The organism is Vibrio sp. J502 (genome assembly GCF_025397955.1).
Lineage (GTDB): Bacteria > Pseudomonadota > Gammaproteobacteria > Enterobacterales > Vibrionaceae > Vibrio > Vibrio anguillarum.
The window spans coordinates 789,153-808,620 of record NZ_CP104555.1 but is presented as its reverse complement, the minus strand read 5'-3'; the positions used below and the strand labels follow the sequence as shown (position 1 = coordinate 808,620).

General features: G+C 42.5%; 17 protein-coding genes and 2 pseudogenes. 12 read left to right on the top strand and 7 right to left on the bottom strand.

Annotated features, from left to right (window positions below; translation table 11 throughout):
• Positions 1–436: 436 nt before the first annotated feature.
• The 3 genes from N5E84_RS19405 (at position 437) to N5E84_RS19395 (ending at position 2,853) form a co-directional block, all read left to right on the top strand.
• Positions 437–1,186 (top strand): hypothetical protein, encoded by a 750-nt coding sequence (locus N5E84_RS19405; protein ID WP_029388480.1) that lies wholly within the window; start codon positions 437–439, stop codon positions 1,184–1,186.
• A 654-nt stretch (positions 1,187–1,840) separates the two neighbouring features.
• Positions 1,841–2,362: a hypothetical protein gene (locus N5E84_RS19400; RefSeq protein ID WP_019283456.1), complete on the top strand. Its 522-nt coding sequence runs from the start codon at positions 1,841–1,843 to the stop codon at positions 2,360–2,362.
• 152 nt (positions 2,363–2,514) lie between these two features.
• Positions 2,515–2,853 carry a hypothetical protein gene (locus N5E84_RS19395; protein WP_019283167.1) on the top strand — a complete coding sequence of 113 codons (339 nt, stop codon included), beginning with the start codon at positions 2,515–2,517 and terminating at the stop codon, positions 2,851–2,853.
• Between the two features lie 1,225 nt (positions 2,854–4,078).
• Here N5E84_RS19395 and N5E84_RS19390 read toward each other — a convergent pair.
• The 6 genes from N5E84_RS19390 to N5E84_RS19360 form a co-directional block, all read right to left on the bottom strand.
• A complete protein-coding gene (locus N5E84_RS19390) occupies positions 4,079–5,110 on the bottom strand; it encodes an IS630-like element ISVa15 family transposase (protein ID WP_026027704.1) in 1,032 nt (343 codons plus the stop codon).
• 32 nt (positions 5,111–5,142) lie between these two features.
• Positions 5,143–6,102, bottom strand: coding sequence for an IS30 family transposase (locus N5E84_RS19385; protein WP_095661375.1), 960 nt, complete (start codon positions 6,100–6,102; stop codon positions 5,143–5,145).
• A gap of 628 nt (positions 6,103–6,730) precedes the next feature.
• Positions 6,731–7,702: an IS110 family transposase gene (locus N5E84_RS19380; protein WP_019282910.1), complete on the bottom strand. Its 972-nt coding sequence runs from the start codon at positions 7,700–7,702 to the stop codon at positions 6,731–6,733.
• 337 nt (positions 7,703–8,039) lie between these two features.
• A complete protein-coding gene (locus N5E84_RS19370) occupies positions 8,040–8,330 on the bottom strand; it encodes a type II toxin-antitoxin system RelE/ParE family toxin (protein WP_017044325.1) in 291 nt (96 codons plus the stop codon).
• Positions 8,323–8,544 carry a TA system antitoxin ParD family protein gene (locus N5E84_RS19365; protein WP_017044326.1) on the bottom strand — a complete coding sequence of 74 codons (222 nt, stop codon included), beginning with the start codon at positions 8,542–8,544 and terminating at the stop codon, positions 8,323–8,325. Before N5E84_RS19365 ends, N5E84_RS19370 begins: the two co-directional genes overlap by 8 nt.
• A gap of 1,826 nt (positions 8,545–10,370) precedes the next feature.
• A complete protein-coding gene (locus tag N5E84_RS19360; protein ID WP_095661376.1) occupies positions 10,371–11,444 on the bottom strand; it encodes a hypothetical protein in 1,074 nt (357 codons plus the stop codon).
• 233 nt (positions 11,445–11,677) lie between these two features.
• On the opposite strand from N5E84_RS19360, the gene N5E84_RS19355 reads away from it, so the two are divergent.
• From N5E84_RS19355 to N5E84_RS19315, 8 genes and pseudogenes are all read left to right on the top strand, one after another.
• Positions 11,678–12,828, top strand: a protein-coding gene (locus N5E84_RS19355; RefSeq protein ID WP_095661212.1) for an IS3 family transposase whose coding sequence is annotated in 2 segments (ribosomal slippage) — positions 11,678–11,921 and positions 11,921–12,828 — 1,152 coding nt in all. Because the reading frame shifts where the segments join, the coding sequence is not laid out codon by codon here.
• An 827-nt stretch (positions 12,829–13,655) separates the two neighbouring features.
• A pseudogene (locus N5E84_RS19350) lies at positions 13,656–13,748 on the top strand (ATP-binding protein); the annotation flags it as partial.
• Positions 13,749–13,828: 80 nt separating this feature from the next.
• Positions 13,829–14,149 (top strand): IS66 family insertion sequence element accessory protein TnpA, encoded by a 321-nt coding sequence (gene tnpA / locus N5E84_RS19345; protein WP_019283194.1) that lies wholly within the window; start codon positions 13,829–13,831, stop codon positions 14,147–14,149.
• Positions 14,146–14,499: an IS66 family insertion sequence element accessory protein TnpB gene (tnpB, locus tag N5E84_RS19340; RefSeq protein ID WP_019283195.1), complete on the top strand. Its 354-nt coding sequence runs from the start codon at positions 14,146–14,148 to the stop codon at positions 14,497–14,499. Before tnpA ends, tnpB begins: the two co-directional genes overlap by 4 nt.
• 59 nt (positions 14,500–14,558) lie before the next feature.
• Positions 14,559–16,091: an IS66-like element ISVa11 family transposase gene (locus N5E84_RS19335; RefSeq protein WP_069211897.1), complete on the top strand. Its 1,533-nt coding sequence runs from the start codon at positions 14,559–14,561 to the stop codon at positions 16,089–16,091.
• A 35-nt stretch (positions 16,092–16,126) separates the two neighbouring features.
• Positions 16,127–16,531 (top strand): annotated as a pseudogene (locus tag N5E84_RS19330) (AAA family ATPase); the annotation flags it as partial.
• A 135-nt stretch (positions 16,532–16,666) separates the two neighbouring features.
• Complete coding sequence (locus tag N5E84_RS19320) at positions 16,667–17,020, top strand: hypothetical protein (protein WP_069211916.1); 354 nt, start codon at positions 16,667–16,669, stop codon at positions 17,018–17,020.
• 596 nt (positions 17,021–17,616) lie between these two features.
• Positions 17,617–18,084, top strand: coding sequence for a GNAT family N-acetyltransferase (locus N5E84_RS19315; RefSeq protein ID WP_232513706.1), 468 nt, complete (start codon positions 17,617–17,619; stop codon positions 18,082–18,084).
• On the opposite strand, the gene N5E84_RS19310 is transcribed toward N5E84_RS19315, so the two are convergent.
• Entirely contained in the window at positions 18,016–18,984 is a 969-nt protein-coding gene (locus tag N5E84_RS19310) for an IS30-like element ISVa6 family transposase (protein ID WP_081245537.1), read from the bottom strand. The two genes, N5E84_RS19315 and N5E84_RS19310, sit on opposite strands and share 69 nt — an antisense overlap.
• A 133-nt stretch (positions 18,985–19,117) precedes the next feature.
• Between N5E84_RS19310 and N5E84_RS19305 the strand changes: the two genes are divergently transcribed.
• Positions 19,118–19,435, top strand: coding sequence for a dihydrofolate reductase family protein (locus N5E84_RS19305; protein ID WP_069212157.1), 318 nt, complete (start codon positions 19,118–19,120; stop codon positions 19,433–19,435).
• Positions 19,436–19,468: the final 33 nt, after the last annotated feature.

Below are 19,468 nucleotides of genomic sequence, written 5' to 3'. Positions count from 1 at the left end.
AATACAGCGTTAGTTGGCCGTAATGTTGATTGGCTTTGCATTAACAGATCAGGCAGTTATGAATTTGTTTTGAGTTATGAAATACTCATCCATTCTAATCTGCTGGCAGTTACAAGTCAGCTCATTCAGCCGCAGTGTTGAGTCTGCCGCTAATAGAGCTTCGCTTTTTATTAAAACCTTAGCGGCATAAAGCTCACCAGACTTTTGCATGCTAAATACGGGCTTCATTCTTGTATTGGCTTTCGGCAAAAAACGGGGCAGTTAGGTTTTAGTAAAGTGTAATGTGTTGCAATTTGTGTCGTTACCAAACGGCAACTAACAAGGCACTCAAACGGACTAAAAACAGTGGGCTACTGCGCTTCGCTTGTATTTTAGCCCACTATTTTTAGCCGCTTAGTGCGGCGTTATGTGTTCTTTAAACAACGGAGATAAGTGATTGTATTGGTTAGTGCCTCTTAATTGGGTTTGTGTTGTTCTGGCTATCCCCTATGTGTTGTCAATGTTGGTGTATCCATTTACTGTTGGTGACTGGGAGCATGTCCATGCCGTTTGGTTTACATGGCAATCATTAAACACAGGTGTACTAGCATTTGTAGCGAGTATTTTGGCTCTTAATGCAGTGCGGTATAGTGAAGAAAAGAAGAGACAACGCAATTTTATCGCTTCTAAAGCGTTTCTTCCTCAAGCCTTATCGGAATTGAGTTCGTATTGTAATGCGTGTGCGCCGTTAGTGATTGAAGCATGGAGGCGAACTCAGGATCGTACTGATCGCTGTAATACTCCTTTAACTAGTAAGCTTCCAAAATTGCCTGATAGTTATCAGCAAGTATTCAAAGACTGCATTTCAGAAGCAACGCCTGAAGTCGCTGAACACTTAGCCTATATCTTGGTTCGATTACAAATTCATCACTCACGAACGGAGTCACTTGTTGAGGAGTTTTTGCCAGAAAGCAAAATTACGCCTGTTTCAATAAGCTTGATGACTCAAGTGTTTGCATTGGCTGAGTTACAAAGCCTAATGAGCCAATTGTTTGACTATGCAAGAGGTACAACGGGCTTTGATAATAGCGCTTTGAGTGCAAGCTCTTTCTTTTCTTTCTATAGGCTGTGGAATATAGATATAGAGGAAAATGAAGACTTAAAAATTTTCACTGAAAGAAATCATGGTAAGCGTTGGAACACATAACAAACGCTTCAAGAGGGACAGCCAACGCGCGGAATTTTTATTATGCGTTGGTTTTTGTGATTACGGTGTTATGCAGTAAGTTGGTAGTAGCGTTATCTGCCCCTTAAGCGGGCGTTATGCAACTCAGGTAAATTTAGGGGGTCAATCTTTTGGATTTCTCCGGCCATTGGTTTTGTGTTGTCGGCAAATGAGCATTTTTACCCTCAAATTCGTGGTTAACTCAAACCGTAAAACAGGCAAATTTCTTTGTTTGCCTCAATCAGTTTTAGCGTTGGTGCGTTGTCAATTTAGCGGGTGCAAAGTGTGGAAAGGGCACGTTAATCGAGCATTTTGCTTTTGCTGAAGTTTTCGCTCGTTGAGTTTGTCTGATTCAAAAGCTTGGTTTGTCGCTGAAAGGTGGACTTTGTTTTGGCGGCTTATTTATCACGGCTCTGGCTTGGGTTGATTCTTGAATCACTCAACCATTGCAATTGTGGCTTTTGGTCGTGTAAAGTCGATTTATCTTATTGAATTTGCATAACAAACGGCTCAAGAGGGATTGCCAACGCGTGGCGACTTTAGCGCAAAATTGAAGTTCAGGGTTTACGGTGTGTTTTTTGAGTCTGGCGGTGCGTTGTCAACCCCTTAGCCGGGCGTTATGTTTAAGAGGTAAGAATGAAGGTTAGTAATCCATTGACAATAATCGCTATTTTCTCTGGTGTAGCGGAGTGTTTTGCAACAGTAGCACTAATAAATTTACCTCAAGAAATGCAAGCTATTTTCATCTATTTCGTTATGTTCTTTCCCATTTTAATTGTTGTGGCATTTTTTATTGTTTTATTTTTCAAACCATACGTTCTTTATGCCCCAAGCGACTATAAAGATGAAGGTATGTTTTTAACAACATTAAAAATTAGGGAAGCCGTATCAGAAGTGATAAATAATGAAAATATTGAAGGTGGTGATTCGAAAAGTTTAGAATTTAGGTTAAATCAGGCTATTCAGAAAAATATATATAAAATTGAAAAGGAGCATATATTGTCAGCTGTAGCCCAAGGTTATGACTCTTGTGGAACACTGACTGTAGTTACTGGTTATTCTCCAAGAGTGGTAGTTGAAGTAACCAAAATGCTTTTGGACAGTAATGAACTAATCAGAGATCAAAAAACAGGAAAGTTATCATTGGCTGAAAATTAAACATAACAAACGGCTCAAGAGGGATTGCCAACGCGTGGCGACTTTAGTGCAAAATTGCAGTTCAGTGTTTAAGTGTGTTTTTTAAGTTCGGCGGTGCGTTGTCAACCCCTTAGCCGGGCGTTATGCTCTAGGAGTAAAAATTGACCGAATTGATGAGAAAAGTCTTTTTAATCAATATAGTGGCCTTTTTGATTGTTTTCGCTTTATCTAATTATGTTCCTCTTTTTGTTACAACGCGGCCAGCTGATTTTTTGTTTTTTGTCGTGATTGTTATTTGGCTTTTAGCAAAGTTAATGTGGGAAGGTGGTATACACAGCAAAACGACACGATTAGATGATCCGGTTACCGATAAAGTATACAAAATGGTAAAGGGACATGATTTTGAAGAAGAGCAAGTTGAGCATTATCGAGCTAACTACCAAACAGGCTTGGTTCTCTTTATTGCGGGTTTACCCGCATTAATTGGTTGTCTAGTTCTGCAGTTTACTTGAGCACAAGCATAACAAACGGCTCAAGATGGATTGCCAACGCTTGGCGACTTTAGTACAAAATTGAAGCTCAGTGTTTACAGTGTGTTTTTTTAAGTTCGGCGGTGCGTTGTCAACCCCTTAGCCGGGCGTTATGCAACTCAGGTAAATTTAGAGGTTCAATCTTGTGGGATTTCTCCGGCTATTCGTTTTGTATTGTCGGAAAATGAGCATTTTTACCCTAAAATTCGAGGTTTACTCGAGCCGTAAAACAGGCAAGGTTCTTTGTTTGCCTCAATCATTTTTAGCGTTGGCTTGCTGCTAATTCAGCGGGCGCAAAGTGTGGAAAGGACAAGGTTATCGAGCATTTTGTACTTGCTGAAGTTTTCGCCCGTTGAGTTTTCCTGACACAAAAGCTTGGTTTGTTGTTGAAAGGTGGACTTTGTTTTGGCGGCTCATTTATCACAGTTCTTGCTTGGGTTGATTCTTGAATCACTCAACCATTGCAATTGTGGCTTTTGGTCGTGTAAATTCTGTTTATCTCATTGAATTTGCATAACAAACGGCTCAAGAGGGATTGCCAACGCGTGGCGGCTTTAGTACAAAATTAAAGTTTAGTGTTTACGGTGTGTTTTTTGAGTTCGGTGGTGCGTTGTCAACCCCTTAGCCGGGCGTTATGCTAATGGTGAGCCACAATACTAGGGGAGCATAGAGTAGAAATGGCATATACATGCCCTAAGTGCGGATGGAAACATAAACCGAGCCAAGAAAAATATTACAGATCGAAAGGTTTGGTAAAACCCATATGTGAAGATTGTAATCCATCACTGAAACAGAAGTTAAATCGTATGCTGAGGGTTAGTATCGTTAATTTATTTTCGAACACTTATATGGGGTACGGACCGTTTGCATCTATTCCATATATTCCTGTTGTGCTGCTTATACCCGCAGGGTTGATGTATTTTTCCCAAGGTGGTGTGGCTAATGTTATGAGTGTCTTATGCTTTCTGATCGGATGGGTTGCCAACTCCTATGTGGCGACTAAGGTTGGCGATAAGCTCAGAGTCAGATTATTCCGAGGAAAATCAGTGTGTTTAATCATATTTGGCTATTATACTCCACTTTTATTGATAGTAATTGGTGTAGGAATTGTCTACCTGTGATGGAACAATTAGCTTAGTATCAAGTTTGAAGTGCGACACTTTCTACAGATGCGCATGAATATACTCCGTTGGTGTTCTATACCGAATCAACTTGAAGATGCAGGCTTGAGAACCTGAAAATGATCATTAATTCGAGATGTCAAAGAGCCTGCGATCTCTGGAAGAGTCACAGAAAAAAATTGGTCTATTGCCGCCTTGAAGTCCCGTTTTCTTTTGAAGTAAACGTTGTTCCTCGACTTCTCATTCATTACTTTCCATAGCCGCTCTATTGGGTTGAGGTTTGGACTGTAAGGTGGAAGATAATGCAGTTTAATATTCAGGACAAACGCCGCATCTTTGACTAAGTCACTGCGGTGATATCCCGCACCATCTAATATGATATGAAGCTTATGGGCTAACGAATAACTCTCTCTTAACTTACAGAAAAAACGAACAATCGATTCACTGTTAATGCTCTCATAGTCGTGAACAATGGTTGCACCAATATCCGACAGGTTCAGTGCGCCAATAATGTTCAATCGGCTACGATTACCCGTTGTTTCAATCACTTTATCCTGACCAGTACGTATCCAGCCATGCGATATCTTTGTTGATAGTGTTGGGTGAACTGCATCGATAAAGACTATCGATTCATCCTCGCCACAGCTTGCCTTTAGCGCTTCATACGCCTCTATGAATGCTTGCTGTTTTGCTTCATCAAACTTGTGTGGTATGCCTTTCGGTTGCTTGTAGCTAAAACCATTATGGTGAAGCCATTTGTTCATACCAGAAACAGTATAATCAAGCCCAAACGTCTCTTTAACATAGGCGACAATTTGATGAGTATGAGAATAGGTTTTCTCAGTCAAATGCTCGATTAGGTGCATGGTTTGAATAGCAGAAAGCTTGCTTTGGCTTCCTCCATTCTCAGGCTTAAGTTTTTCAGAAAGTACGTAGTCACTGAGGTGACGTGCAACGGTCGATTCATGAATACGAAGAGCTTGTGAAATCATAGTCTGACTCCAGCCTTCAGAAGCCAGCAAAACAGCCTTAATACGGTCGCAAACTCGACTATCACGCTCAATGTCGTGCATCTGTTCGAGTTGCAGTTTCTGTTGAGGAGTCAGTGTGATTTTCATGGTTTGTAGCATGATCCTGATTCTATTGAAAATCAAGCATCTTCAATGATCACGGGTATATACCCAAGCCTTTTGCGTGGGCGTGTATTTAATTTATATGCAATTTCATTACACAGCTTCTGTGTCACGTGTGACATGGAGGTTCGTTTTGGTAAGTATTGTCGTATCAAACCATTGGTGTTTTCATTAGTGCCTCGTTCCCATGAATGGTATGGATTTGCAAAGTAAAACAGGCAGTTATGATGTTTTTCTAGTTGTGCATAACCATGAAATTCAGTGCCGTTATCTGATGTTATCGTTTTAAAAGGTAAGTCAGAGCGGGTCATGATTTTGCTCATTCTTACGTTGAGTGACTCGCTTGTTCTATCGTCCATTTGACCGATAAAAGTGTAGCCAGTCATTCTGTCGACTAAAGTGACGATACAGTGCTTGGTTCCGCGACCCACGACGGTATCAATTTCCCAGTGGCCAGGCTCTTTTCGATGCTCAGCGTCTGCAGGTCTTTCGGCAATATGACGCTTATTTGCCAGCCGTCCTCGACTGTCTTTTGAGTTGTACCTTTTACGCCTTTTCTTGGTGGATTGGCGTAGGTGTTTCCATAACGTTCCACCGAGAGTTTTATCGTTCCAAACGCGCTGATAAATGAGCTCGTGGCTCATTGTTGGATAGCCTCTCATTCTTAGGTATCCGACGATTTGGTCAGGGCTCCAATCCAGTCGTAGCAATGCTTCAGGTAGTCTGAAGTCAAGTTCGGTATAGCGTTTATTTCGCCGTGAACGACTAAGCCGGTTGCGCGCCATTTGCTGTGCTCGCTCTGGTTGATAAGAGTATCTATCGAAGAACTTGTTGTAACGACAATTACGTTCAATTTCTCGATAGATAGTGGCTTTGTGACGCCCCAGTTGTTTAGCTATTTTTGCGGTACTGATCCCTTGCTTTCTGAGCGCAGAAATCATATACCTTTCAATCTCAGTGAGGTGTGTGTATTTCATGTTTTTTACTTCTTGGCGGGAGCAAACTTCATGATTATCGCACCTTACTGTTTTTATGTTCAGAGGTGTTGCACTTCGTACTTGAATCCAAGTAGCATAACAATCGCTTTAAGATGGATTCACAACGCTTGGTAGTTTTGGTTTGATTTGGCTTGTGTGTTTACGCTGTAACAATTGAGTGTCGTGGTAACGTTGCTCACCACTTAAGCGGGCGTTATGCAACTCAGGTAAATTTAGGGGTTCAATCTTTTGGTATTTCTCCGGCTATTCGTTTTGTGTTGTCGGCAAATGAGCATTTTTACCCTCAAATTTGTGGTTAACTTAAACCGTAAAACAGACAAGGTTCTTTGTTTGCCTCAATCGGTTTTAGCGCTGGCGCGTTGTCAGTTTGGCAGGCGCAAAGTGTGGAAAGGGCAAGTTTATCGAGTATTTCGCATTTGCTGAAAGTCTTGCTTGTTGAGTTTGTCTGATTCAAAAGCTTGGTTTGTTGCTGAAGGGTGGACTTTGTTTTGGCGGCTTATTTATCATGGCTCTGGTTTGGGTTGGTTCTTGAATCACTCAATCATTGCAATTGTGGTTTTTGGTCGTGTAAAGTGGTTTTATCTCATTGAATTTGCATAACAAACGACTATGGCGTCAATCCTTTATTTTGGGCGATGTTTTGGTCCCACATGACGCCATCTCGAAGCATAGAGTTTAGGATGACCACCATCTTGCGAACGCAAGCGATAATCGCCACTTTCTTTGGTTTTCCAGCTTCGAGTAATCGAGCGTAAGTGTCCTTGAAAACAGGGTTACATTGCATGGCTGACATCATGGCCATGTACAAAACGGTTCTCACCTGTGCGCGGCCTCCTTGGATGACTCGTTTCCCTTTGTAGCGTCCGCTTTCACGTGTAATAGGGGCGACGCCGATGAGTGAAGCTGCTTGCTTGTTGGTAATGTAGCCTAACTCAGGCACATTGCTGATGATAGACGCAGCGGCGATATTGCCGATACCAGGTACGCTTTGTAAGAGGGTATTTTTAGTTTGGTATTCGGGGCAATCTTCGATGAGTTTGACAAGCTTATTTTCAATCTTTGAGACTTGATTTTTTATCGCTGTCAGGATGGGTGTGATTGTCGAATGTAGGTACTTAGGCAAAATTTGAATACGATTTTTTTCCATGGTTTGCATCGCGAGTAGCTGATTGCGGCGAATTACTAAGTCACTCATTAAACGTATGTTTTTAGCCTTTATGACTGTCAAGTCAGGTTTAATTGCTTCACCATAATGAGCAATAAGCTGTGCATCTAAGCGGTCATTTTTGGCTCTACGACCAATAGCGCCGGCAAAGCGTTTGATATGAACAGGATTGGCACGAACAATAGGCAATTTGGCCTCGGTACAGGCTAACACGAAGGGCATTTCTAGGCGCCCAGTTGCTTCGATAACGATACGCTGTGGGTTGTGTTTTTTGATGGTGGTTAAGGCTTGTTTGATACCTTTTTCGTTGTTTGGCACGGTAAAAAAGACATCGAGTGGACGGATGTAAATATCGAGCTGTGATTTGCCAGTATCAACACCGATATTAATGTTTTGAAGTGTTTTTGTATTCATAATAAGCTAACTCTTGCTTGCGAAATGCGGGTTCGAGACCCAGTCGACTATTCGAGGTTTATGCTTGGAGTCCTATGAGGTGTTCATGTTTGTTATCGGTCTCTCGACAGAGGAGCCAGCGTTCAATCGAACTACCACATAGAAAGCTTTAGTTGCCGCTAAAGCCTGGGTCTCATTTTACCCTTTTGGCTTGGTTATTATCCATACAAACTGTTCAAGAGGGATTCACAACGCGTGGCATTTTTACTATGCGTTTGTTTAAGTGATTAAGGTGGTGTGCGGGTACTTCGGTATTGCGTTGTTCACCCCTTAACAGGGCGTTATGATTCACCCGGATTCAGTAAAACATCTTGATATCTCGGTAAAAATTTTCATGCGCGCCTAGGGCGATGAGTTCAAGAGTTACCGTCCCATCTTGATAGCTATAGCCAAGAAGAGTGAGTTGCTTAACCATTTTGAATTTATAAACACGGAGAAAGGACAAATCTCCTTTTTTCTGCTCGCCTAAAAGCGGATCTTCGATAAGTGCTTTGACCGCATTGTCCAGATCCACTTTCTGATTTTGGTGGAGTTTTTTAACGGTTTTCTTGAATGATGGCGTTTGAAGAACCTGTGTAATATTAGCCAAAGTTGTATGCCTCAAGTTTTCCGGCTTCTTTTTCAGCTTTAGCTATAATGGCTTGTCGAACAAATTCATAAGGTAAATCTGGGTTATCTTCCATCATTTCCCCAATTTTAGCCCAGTGTTCAATTTGTTTTGGTGTAGTGCGATTCAATGCTTTGGCCATGATAGCGGCTTTATCTACGAGGTCTTGATCAAGGCGTATGCTAGCGGTAGACATAATGTGCTCCTTCATTTAAAGTTTTAATAATTGTAGCGTGGCGCTGCGAAGGTAGCAAGATGAATCATAACAAACGGCTCAAGAGGGATTGCCAACGCTTGGCAACTTTAGTGCAAAATTGAAGTTCAGTGTTTACAGTGTGTTTTTTAAGTTCGGTGGTGCGTTGTCAACCCCTTAGCCGGGCGTTAGCTGAGGTTAATAAAAATCATGAAATTACGTGTTTATTTTTCTTAGTCTGAGGCTCTAGCTTTACACCTGAAAGTCATCATTTTTCCGCGTATCTCGCCAGTGGCACTGTTCGTGAAGTGTTTGAACTAACCGAAGTCTTCTTACGGGAAGTGGTGTGTTTGTTTATTTCTTTGGTGCGGCTTCTTTGGTTTTGAGGCTCTTTCGCGCTTAAATGGATTTCGTGCACTTGGTTGTTGGCTTCTTCGAAAGAGTTCTTTGTAAATTGAAGTCTTAGAAGCTCGTCAGTTTTCCTGCTATTTCTTCTTTGCCAAGTGCGTTTCGTGGATTAGGTTTTAGTTTCTAAGTTGTCCGTTTTACTTTGTCGCTTGAAAACAATAATGTTTTTTAAATTAGGCCGTTGGGTCGTAAATCTCCGGCTAAAGTGCAGCAGCTAACAAACGGCTCAAGAGGGATTGTCAACGCGTGGCGGCTTTAGTGCAAAATTGCAGTTCAGCGTTTACAGTGTGTTTTTTAAGTTCGGCGGTGCGTTGTCAACCCCTTAGCCGGGCGTTATGCAACTCAGGTAAATTTAGGGGCTCAATCTTTTGGGATTTCTCTGGCCATTCGTTTTGTGTTGTCGGCAAATGAGCATTTTTACCCTCAAATTTGTGGTTAACTCAAACCATAAAACAGGCAAGGTTCTTTGTTTGCCTCAATAAGTTTTGATGCTGGTTTGTTGTCAATTCAGCGTGCACAAAGTGTGGAAAGGACAATGTTATCGAGCATTTCGCACTTGCTGAAAGCCTTGCTTGTTGAGTTTGTCTCATTCAAAAGCTTGATTTGTTGCTGAACGGTGGACTTTGTTTTGGCGGCTTATACATCACGGCTCTTACTTGGGTTGATTCTTGAATCACTCAACCATTGCAATTGTGGCTTTTGGTTGTGTAAATTCAGTTTATCTCATTGAATTTGCATAACAAACGGCTCAAGAGGGATTGCCAACGCATGGCGACTTTGGTGCAAAATTGAAGTTCAGTGTTTAAGTGTGTTTTTTAAGTTCGGCGGTGCGTTGTCAACCCCTTAGCCGGGCGTTATGCAACTCAGGTAAATTTAGGGGCTCAATCTTTTGGATTTCTCCGGCCATTCGTTTGGTATTGTCGGCAAATGAGCTTTTTTACCCTAAAATTCGTGGTTTACTCAAGCCGTAAAACAGGCAAGGTTCTTTGTTTGCCTCAATGAGTTTTGGTGCTGGTTTGTTGTCAATTCAGCGTGCGCAAAGTGTGGAAAGGGCAAGTTAATCGAGCATTTTGCACTTGCTGAAGTTTTCGCTCGGTGAGTTTGTCTCATTCAAAAGCTTGGCTTGTTGCTGAAAGGTGGGCTTTGTTTTGGCGGCTTATTTATCACGGCTCTGGCTTCGGTTGGTTCTTGAATCACTCAACCATTGCAATTGTGGCTTTTGGTCGTGTAAATTCAGTTTATCTCATTGAATTTGCATAACAAACGGCTCAAGAGGGATTGCCAACGCGTGGCGGCTTTAGTGCAAAATTGAAGTTCAGTGTTTACAGTGTGTTTTTTGAGTTCGGCGGTGCGTTGTCAACCCCTTAGCCGGGCGTTAGTTTTTCCCGCACCATCAAAGAGTGCGGGAAAGCATTAGATGTCTAGAATAAGTTATCTCGAATTGTTGATACGTTATTTCTGCCAGCATGTGCATCACTAGCAGTTTTGGCAAATGTTACGCTATAGCGCTCTTCACTAATAAATTTAGCTTTATTGTGGCTCCCATCGGTAATGACTTCGATGTTTGCCATAGCAAAGATTTCTCTTAACTTTGGTGTTAGAGAACGATAGTCTTTAAGCTCTTTTTTGAGTTCATCGAAGAACTGCTCTTTCAGCTCTGATGATTTGTTATGCTCGATAATATCGAGAAGAACGTCTTTCCTACGCGAATATTGCTTTGCGGATTCATACGCAGGTTTCAGAATATCCAATAGAATGTTTAAAATTTCACCATCATAAAGGTCACTTTCTTTACCACGGTTTAGCGCTGGTAAACCGACGGTTTTACCATCAAAGTGAGTTTCTAAGTGTTCAACTTTTGCACGAAGCATAAGGAGATTGTTTTCTAATTCTTCCTTGTCCGATTCAGCATCAAAGTACATGCTTTCTGTATCTGTAAGGTTCGTCGTTAGTTTCTCGATCTCGGCATTTGATGCTTCTTGCTGGCGATCTAATTCTTGCATAGCCTCTTCCAAAAGCTCTTTATAGTCAGAATCATCTGTCAAAGAAGAAACTTTTTTAGTTAATGCAATTCGTTGATCTTTTTGGCGTTTTGCTCGAACGTCGGTAGGTGAAAAATGCTCTTTTCGGTACTTGCCGTTGGTTGTATGAGTTACAAAAGAAAGCAGTTCATGTAAAACATGAACGTTGTTTTGTTTCCATTTTTCAATCTGGTCACTAAGAATTAGTGAGTTTCTAGGAACTTCACCACCAAAAAGAGGCTGTACGATATTTACGGCCCCACCCCATGCAGAATATCGTTTGGTTAAGATGCTTTCCATTAAGCCGTCATCGGTATCTTCGGGGAAAACGACAACTTGAGCTAGTCCGAGTAATTGCTGTTGCAATCCAATATTGTGGATGAATTTGTTTTTACTAACGAGTACGAGTGGGAAGTTTCGCTCTGGTCGAAAAATCTCCCATTTCAGTGCGCGAATATCATCCGGGGTGTTCAAAAAGTTTACTTTTAGACCGATAGTATCTCGTTTTAGTAGTCGACTATCTGAAAGGTATTTAACAATCAAAGGACGTGTAGTTATGACTGTTCCACGTACTTGTGTACTAATGTCATTTACTTTGAGCTGAATAGAAAACTGTGTTGTTCCATCTTCTTCTTTAATGCCGATTGATCCGCACCACCAGTTTTGGACACCTAATTAAGTGAGTACAATCACTAATGAGGTGAACCATGACAAACAAGAAAAAACGTATTCTCCATTCTGCTGAATTTAAAGCAGAAGCACTGAAGCTAGCAGAAAAGCTGGGAGTAGCTACGGCAGCGCAGCATCTCTCGTTACACGAATCCCAGATCTACGGTTGGCGTAAAGCAGCCAAGAAAGATACTAGCACCAGTCAGCGGGAAAAAGATCTAGCCGCTGAAGTCGCAAAGCTCAAAAGGCAATTGGCCGAGCAAGCTGAAGAGCTAGATATCGTAAAAAAGGCCGCCACCTACTTCGCGAAAAATCTAAAGTAGATAGCTACGAATTTATGCTCGAACACCTGCTGTGCTTCAGTGCTGTCCGCATGGCTAAGGTGTTCGGGGTTTCACGAAGTGGGTTTTATTACTGGATTAAGCATCGCCACAAGGCCACTCAGCGCGAGGTAACTCGCCAAGAGCTTGATACGAAGGTCAAAAAGGCTTTTGACAACAGCAAAGGCCGTGATGGTTCAAGGCGTATCCAGAAAGAGCTGGCAGAGAACGGTGATAGCCGTAATGTTAAAACCATTGCCGCTAGTATGAAGCGTCAGGATTTAACGCCGAAAGCGGCACGTAAGTTTAGGTGCACTACGGATAGCAAACATAAAATGCCAGTTGCTCCGAACCTGCTAGCTCAGGATTTTAACGCGGAGGCTCCGAATCAAAAGTGGGCGGGAGACATCACCTATGTTGCGACAAGTGAAGGCTGGCTGTATTTGGCGGTAATTATTGACCTTTATTCAAGGCAAGTAGTCGGCTGGTCTATGGATACCAGAATGACCGCAACACTGGTCTGCGATGCATTATCAATGGCCTTGTTCCGTCGTGGGTTCCCTGAGCAGGTGATCGTTCATAGTGACCGAGGTAGTCAGTACTGCTCAAAAGATTATCGAGACATCATAACCGCTTATAATCTAAAGCAAAGTATGAGTAGGAAAGGAAACTGCTGGGATAATGCTTGTGTTGAGAGCTTCTTCCATTCAATGAAGGTTGAAGCGATCCAATATGAGCCGATCATGACGCGAGACGAGATGCGTCAAACGCTCTTTGAATACATCGAGGTTGATTATAATCGGACAAGAAGGCACAGTGCTCTTGGGTATCTAAGTCCAGTTAACTTTGAAAATAAAAATGTCGCTTAATGAAGTGTCCAGTCTGGCTGGAGCAGATCACTGGGTCTCACCTTACCCGATTGCGTTAGTTATTATCCATACAAACGGCTCAAGAGGGATTGCCAACGCGTGGCTACTTTAGTGCAAAATTGCAGTTCAGTGTTTAAGTGTGTTTTTTAAGTTCGGCGGTGCGTTGTCAACCCCTTAGCCGGGCGTTATGTTTCTACATGAGTAAGGTGTAATAATGAATATAGATACTGCGTCAGTTAGTATTGTGATAGCTACAATTAGTATGTTCATTTCGTTTTATGTTATGTGGCGTGATCGACGGAAATTCATTGTACATGGTGAATATCTAGAGTCGTGGGAACATATGGCTGATGGTGTTTATTTTAAGATTGTGAATAGTGGAAGGCGTCCTGTTACTCTACATAAAATTGAGTTTATATCTAAGAGTAAAGGTACACAGGCGTTGTTACTTACTCGATCGATATCAGAGTATAAAACGACGCCTTTTGAGGAAAAGGATTTGAGCTATCCATGCCTATCTGAAAGCCAGTTCTTCGAGTTTGCTCTGCGTTCAAATAAGTTCGACTTCTCGGAATATGAGCTTAGTGACCTGACGTCGATAAAGATTCATTCATCAACAAATGTTGTTAAGTGTAAAGAGCTTGCAATGGCCATAAAGAGTAACCATAAGTACTTGAAGTAACAAACATAACAAGCAATTTAAGAGGGATTCCCAACGCTTGGCATTTTTGCTTCTACTTCAACTTTAGTGGTTACAGTACAATGCTTTAGGCTGGGTGGTAGCGTTGCTCACCCCTTAATTGGGCGTTATAAGCTAAAGAGGAATTATGACCAAAATCTATTTCGTATGTGGCTTTATTGGTTCGGGTAAAACTACCTACTCTAAGAAGCTTGCAAATAAACATGGAGCCTTTCGTTTCGTAAGCGCGTCATAAACCCCGCATTCTAATCACCTAGCCCGAATAATAAGATCAAACCTCCAACCCAAAGGAGATTTGAAATGGCCAAACGACGCACTAACCAAGAATGGCGAACCCTGTTCGAACACTATGAATCCAGCCAACTATCACAACGATTATTCTGTGAACGTAACGGACTGAGCCTCTCCACTTTTTACGCTAAGCGCCAACAGTTAAAGCACATCGAAAAACCGAACACGGTTGGCTTTGTTAAAGCAGAAGTCGTTGAAAAGACCACAAAGTATCAAGCCACTCACGTTGTCGTTGCCAATATGACGCTGCTCGTCAATGATGTTGAACTGAGCATCCCACAAGGCACGCCAGCGACCTATCTCGCAGAGCTTATCGGTGCGCTGTCATGAAACGTATGCTCAGTGCTCCCGAAATCTATCTCTATCGCGAAAGCGTCGATTTTAGAAAGTCCATCAACGGCCTCGCTGCGATTATCGAAAATGACACCGACTTGCCCTTGGGCAGCGGCGCACTGTTCCTGTTCACCAACAAACAGCGCGACAAAATCAAAGTGCTGTACTGGGATAAAACAGGCTTTGCTCTTTGGTACAAGCGCCTTGAAAAAGCCAAGTACAAGTGGCCATCAAAAGAGCAAAATGAGGTGTTTACCCTAACTCAATTCGAGCTTGACAGACTGCTTTCTGGCTTCACGATTATCGGCCATAAACCCGTTAGAATAAACGATTTTACAATGACTTAAGCGATAATATAGCCATATCCACCAAGCATTAACGGCATGATTTTAGTATAATCAATGCCATGAAAAAGACGCCAAATATCAACTCAGAAAGCCAAGATGTTGCCGAGCTACAAGCGATGGTGAAAGCGCTGTTGGCGTCAGAAACCCAATTGAAACAAGAGCGTCAATCGCTGCTTGAACAGCTCAAACTTGCCTTCGACCGTCAGTTCGCTAAACGCTCGGAGGCGTTAAAGCCTTACGATGAATCTCAAGGTGATCTCTTCAACGAAGCGGAGTGTGAGGCCGCTAAGGAAGAAGAGGTTGAAGTTGTCACAACGACCATCACAAAGAAGAAACGTGGTAAACGCAAACCACTGCCAAAGACCTTGCCTCGTGAAGTTATCGAACTCGATTTAAACGACGATGAAAAGCAGTGCACTTGCTGTCAACATAACCTGCATAAAATCGGTGAAGACCGTAGCGAGAAACTTGAGTTCACGCCAGCGGTACTAAAAGTGTTGGAATATGTTCGTCCTAAATATGCTTGCCGCCAATGCGAGCAAACAGAAGACAAAAACCACGTCGTTCAAAAGCCAGCGCCGCAAAGCATTATCCCGAAGAGCTTCGCCACAGAAAGCTTGTTGGCCAATATCATCCTCGGCAAATATCAATACGCGATGCCACTTTACCGCCAAGAATCCCTGTTTACCCAGTCGGGTATCGAACTCTCACGAACCACCATGGCAAGGTGGATTATCCAAGTCAGTGAGAAGTTCGCTCCACTTTACGCGGCCTTAAAAACGCACCTACTTGAGCAAGTGGTGATTCAGGCGGATGAAACGCCGCTCAATGTCCTCAAAGAAGATAAACAGTGTTATATGTGGCTTTACTGCTCGGGCGCAGACTCGCCTGAAGCCGCCCTCCCTAATGTGAGAAATATCGTCTTGTACGACTATCAAAACAGTCGAGCTAGGGCGTGCCCTGTTGCCTTCTTGGGGGATTACAGTGGTTATCTACAAACCGATGGCTATGGTGTTTATGATGGGCTTCATCTCGTCACCAATGTCGGTTGCTTGGCGCATGCTCGGCGCAAGTTCATGGAGGCGAAAAAGCTGCAAGGCAAAGGCAAGTCAGGCAAAGCGGATAGTGCATTGGCTAAAATCCAGAAACTCTATGGAATAGAATCACGCTTAAAAGGTGCCTGTGCCGAAAAACGGAAAGCAGAGCGCCAAGAGCATGCTAAGCCGATACTGGATGAGCTTTATGAATGGATGACAACTCAGAAAGTGCTTGAGTCTAGCCCGCTGGGTAAAGCGATAAAATACACGCTCGGTCAGTGGCCGAAGCTGAGCCGCTATATCGATGACGGTCACTTATCGATAGACAATAATCGTGCTGAACGCGCAATAAAACCGCTGGTTATAGGCAGAAAGAACTGGCTCTTCTCGACCAATCCCAATGGAGCTGAAGCGAGCGCGATGCTTTACAGTATCGTCGAGACAGCGAAAGCCAACGGCCTTATCCTTTACGACTACATGGTTAAGTGCATGAAAGAGCTAGCGAAATCTGAGCCTGATATCGATGCACTCCTGCCTTGGAACTTCCAACACTAACAATATCGCCCCGTGGGATCATGGGGCGGATACTTCGTTTCTCCATCGATGAATGGATGATTCCTTTATATGGTGAACATATGGAGCGTGAAGTCTTCGATAGCCGTTTGGCTACGCTTCAAGACTTATTCAAAGACTCTGCTCGCCAGCTTTTTGCTCTTGGTGTCCCAGTTATTTTCGATTTTGGTTTTTGGCGCAAAGCTGACCGAGAAACTTTTACTGGTTGGGCATCAGAGGTGGGTGTTGAGAGTGAAGTTCATTATCTTGATGTTCCCTTCGAAACATGCCAACAAAGGGCACTTTCACGTAATTCAGATTTGGATGGCAAATCGTATGAAATTACACCTGAAATGTTGAAATTGTTCTGGTCTTGGTTTGAAACACCAGCGTCGAATGAAAATGTTGTTTGGGTTCATAGGGATACTCAACCACGCTTATAACAAACGGCTCAAGAGGGATTGCCAACGCGTGGCATTTTTACTATGCGTTGCGTTTAGTGTTTAAGGTGTTATGCGGCGGCATCAGTATTGCGTTGCTCACACCTTAACAGGGCGTTATGTGTTTTGGAGATTATCGTGCGTAAATTTGGGCTATTGTTTGTACTGTTTTTTGCGAGTTTTTCCAGTATCTCAGCGACGTTGGTGACAGAAAACTATGTGGTTTTGATCGAGTCAAAATGCATTGAAGGTAACGTGACTTGTGATGACGTAACTTATACTGGTAAATCAAAGAGATCTGGCAATGAGATTATTCTTACTGGCCATACTTTACATACATATTTATCAGATGGCACACCATCAAGATTTATTGGTTATGAGTTTGTAAATGGCGATTTTGTTTACGTAATTTCAGATTCAGGATTGTTGACAGTTACCCAAGACCAAAGAGTTTTGGTCAAGGAGCAAGGAAATTGGGACTGGTCGAAATAAACACATAACAAACGGCTCAAGAGGGATTGTCAACGCGTGGCGGCTTTAGTACAAAATTGAAGTCCAGCGTTTACAGTGTGTTTTTTTGCGTTCGACTATGCGTTGTCAACCCCTTAGCCGGGCGTTATGTCGCTATTTGTCTCAAGCTACTACGAGGTCATATGAGTAAAAATCAGGGGATTATAGAGTTTCTTGCGATGTCAGGCATTTTACCACTAGCTATATTCCTAATAATTATTTTGGGTGGTATAGGTTTCTTATTGCTAGCTGTGTTCTCTATGTCAAAAGATAAGTCTGCAAGTTGTGCTCAGCAAGATGGTAGTGAGTGCAAGAGGCTTGATACTTACTATGATCCTAGTTTGCCCGAACGATCGTGCCCTAATTGCTCAGGGAATATTAGCAAGGGTAAAGTCGTGTGCAGTACGTGTGGCGAATTAGATAGTAATGTGATCTCAACATAACAAACGGCTCAAGAGGGATTGCCAACGCGTGGCGACTTTAGTGCAAAATTGCAGTTCAGTGTTTAAGTGTGTTTTTTGAGTTCGGCGGTGCGTTGTCAACCCCTTAGCCGGGCGTTATGTTTTTAAGAGGAAATCATGTTTACATTGGATGTTGATACCGATCTGAAACTGGCTTTGGTTACTCCCAAGTTTGCTTCGGCCTATCTTGAAATTGTCAGTCGAGAGAGGGAATACTTGAGTCAATGGTTAGCTTGGCCTCCTCATGCAACCAATGAAGAGTTTTTTCTTAGCTTTATCAAAAGTTCATTGCATGATTATGCTGATGGAAAATCCTTGGTTTGTGGGATGATTTACCAAGATAAGTTGGTTGGAAATATCAGTTTTAACAGTATTAACCGTCAACTTAAAAAAGTAGAGATTGGCTACTGGTTAAGCTCTGAATACCAAGGTAAAGGTATCGTGAGTAAGTCAGTTTTAAAACTGACCGACTTGGCTTTTACTGAGCTTAGTATCAAGTTTGAAGTGCGACACTTTTTAAAGATGCGCATGAATATACTCCAGTGGTGTTCTATACCCAAGTCTTTTGCGTGGGCGCATATTTAATTTGTGTGCAATTTCATTGCAGAGCTTCTGTGTCACGTGTGACATAGAAGTTCGTTTTGGTAAGTATTGTCGTATTAAGCCATTGGTGTTTTCATTAGTTCCTCGCTCCCATGAGTGGTATGGATTTGCAAAGTAAAACAGACAGTTATGATGTTTTTCTAGTTGTGCATAACCATGAAATTCAGTGCCGTTATCCGCAGTTATCGTCTTAAAAGGTAAGTCAGAGCGGGTCACGATTTTGCTCATTCTTACGTTGAGCGACTCGCTTGTTCTATCGTCCATTTGCCCAATAAAAGTGTAGCCAGTCATTCTGTCGACTAAAGTCACGATGCAGTGCTTGGTTCCGCGGCCAACGACGGTATCAATTTCCCAATGGCCAGGCTCATTTCGATGCTCAGCTTTTGCAGGTCTTTCGGTAATATGACGCTTTGCTGCCAGCCGACCTCGGCTGTCTTTTGAGTTATACCTTTTGCGCCTTTTCTTGGTAGATTGGCGTAGGTGTTTCCATAGTGTTCCACCGAGAGTTTTGTCGTTCCAAATATGCTGATAAATGAGCTCGTGACTCATTGTTGGATAGCCTCTTACCCTTAGGTATCCGACGATTTGGTCAGGGCTCCAATCCAGTCGTAGCAAGGCTTCAGGTAACCTGAAGTCGATTTCGCTGTAGCGCTTATTTCTGCGCGAGCGACTCAGCCGGTTGCGAGCCATTTGTTGGGCTCTCCACGCCTGATAGGAGTACCTTTTAAAGTGTCTGTTGTATCGGGAATTGCGTTCAATTTCTCGATAGATAGTAGCTTTGTGACGACCCAGTTGTTTAGCTATTTTAGCGGTACTAATTCCTTGCTTTCTGAGTGCAGAAATCATATACCTTTCGTTCTCAGTGAGGTGCGTGTATCTCATGTTTTTTACTTCTTGGCGGGAGCAAACTTCATGATTATCGCATCTCACTGTTTTTATGTTCAGAGGTGTCGCACTTCGTACTTGAATCCAAGCCTCTGAACAGTGGCCTTATGGTGATATAAAAATTTATGTCTTGAGTAATACACTTAAAGCAGCACCTGAAAACCTTTCAGGTAAAGTTGAAATGTACTCTGGAGGCCTATCTGATTTAGTGCGTAAACTTGATCAAGACGGTTATAAGCACGCTTATATTGATGGTGGCTCTACAATTACCTCATTTTTAAATCAACAACTGATCAATGAAGTCACAATAACAAGAGTTCCTGTGATCCTAGGTGGAGGTATTCCACTTTTTGGTAAATTGGAAAAAGCTATTCAGTTGCGAGAAGCTTCAACAACAGTGTTTCCTAATGATTGCATTCAAACAAAGTATTCCGTAAATTACTTATAACAAACGGCTCAAGAGGGATTGCCAACGCTTGGC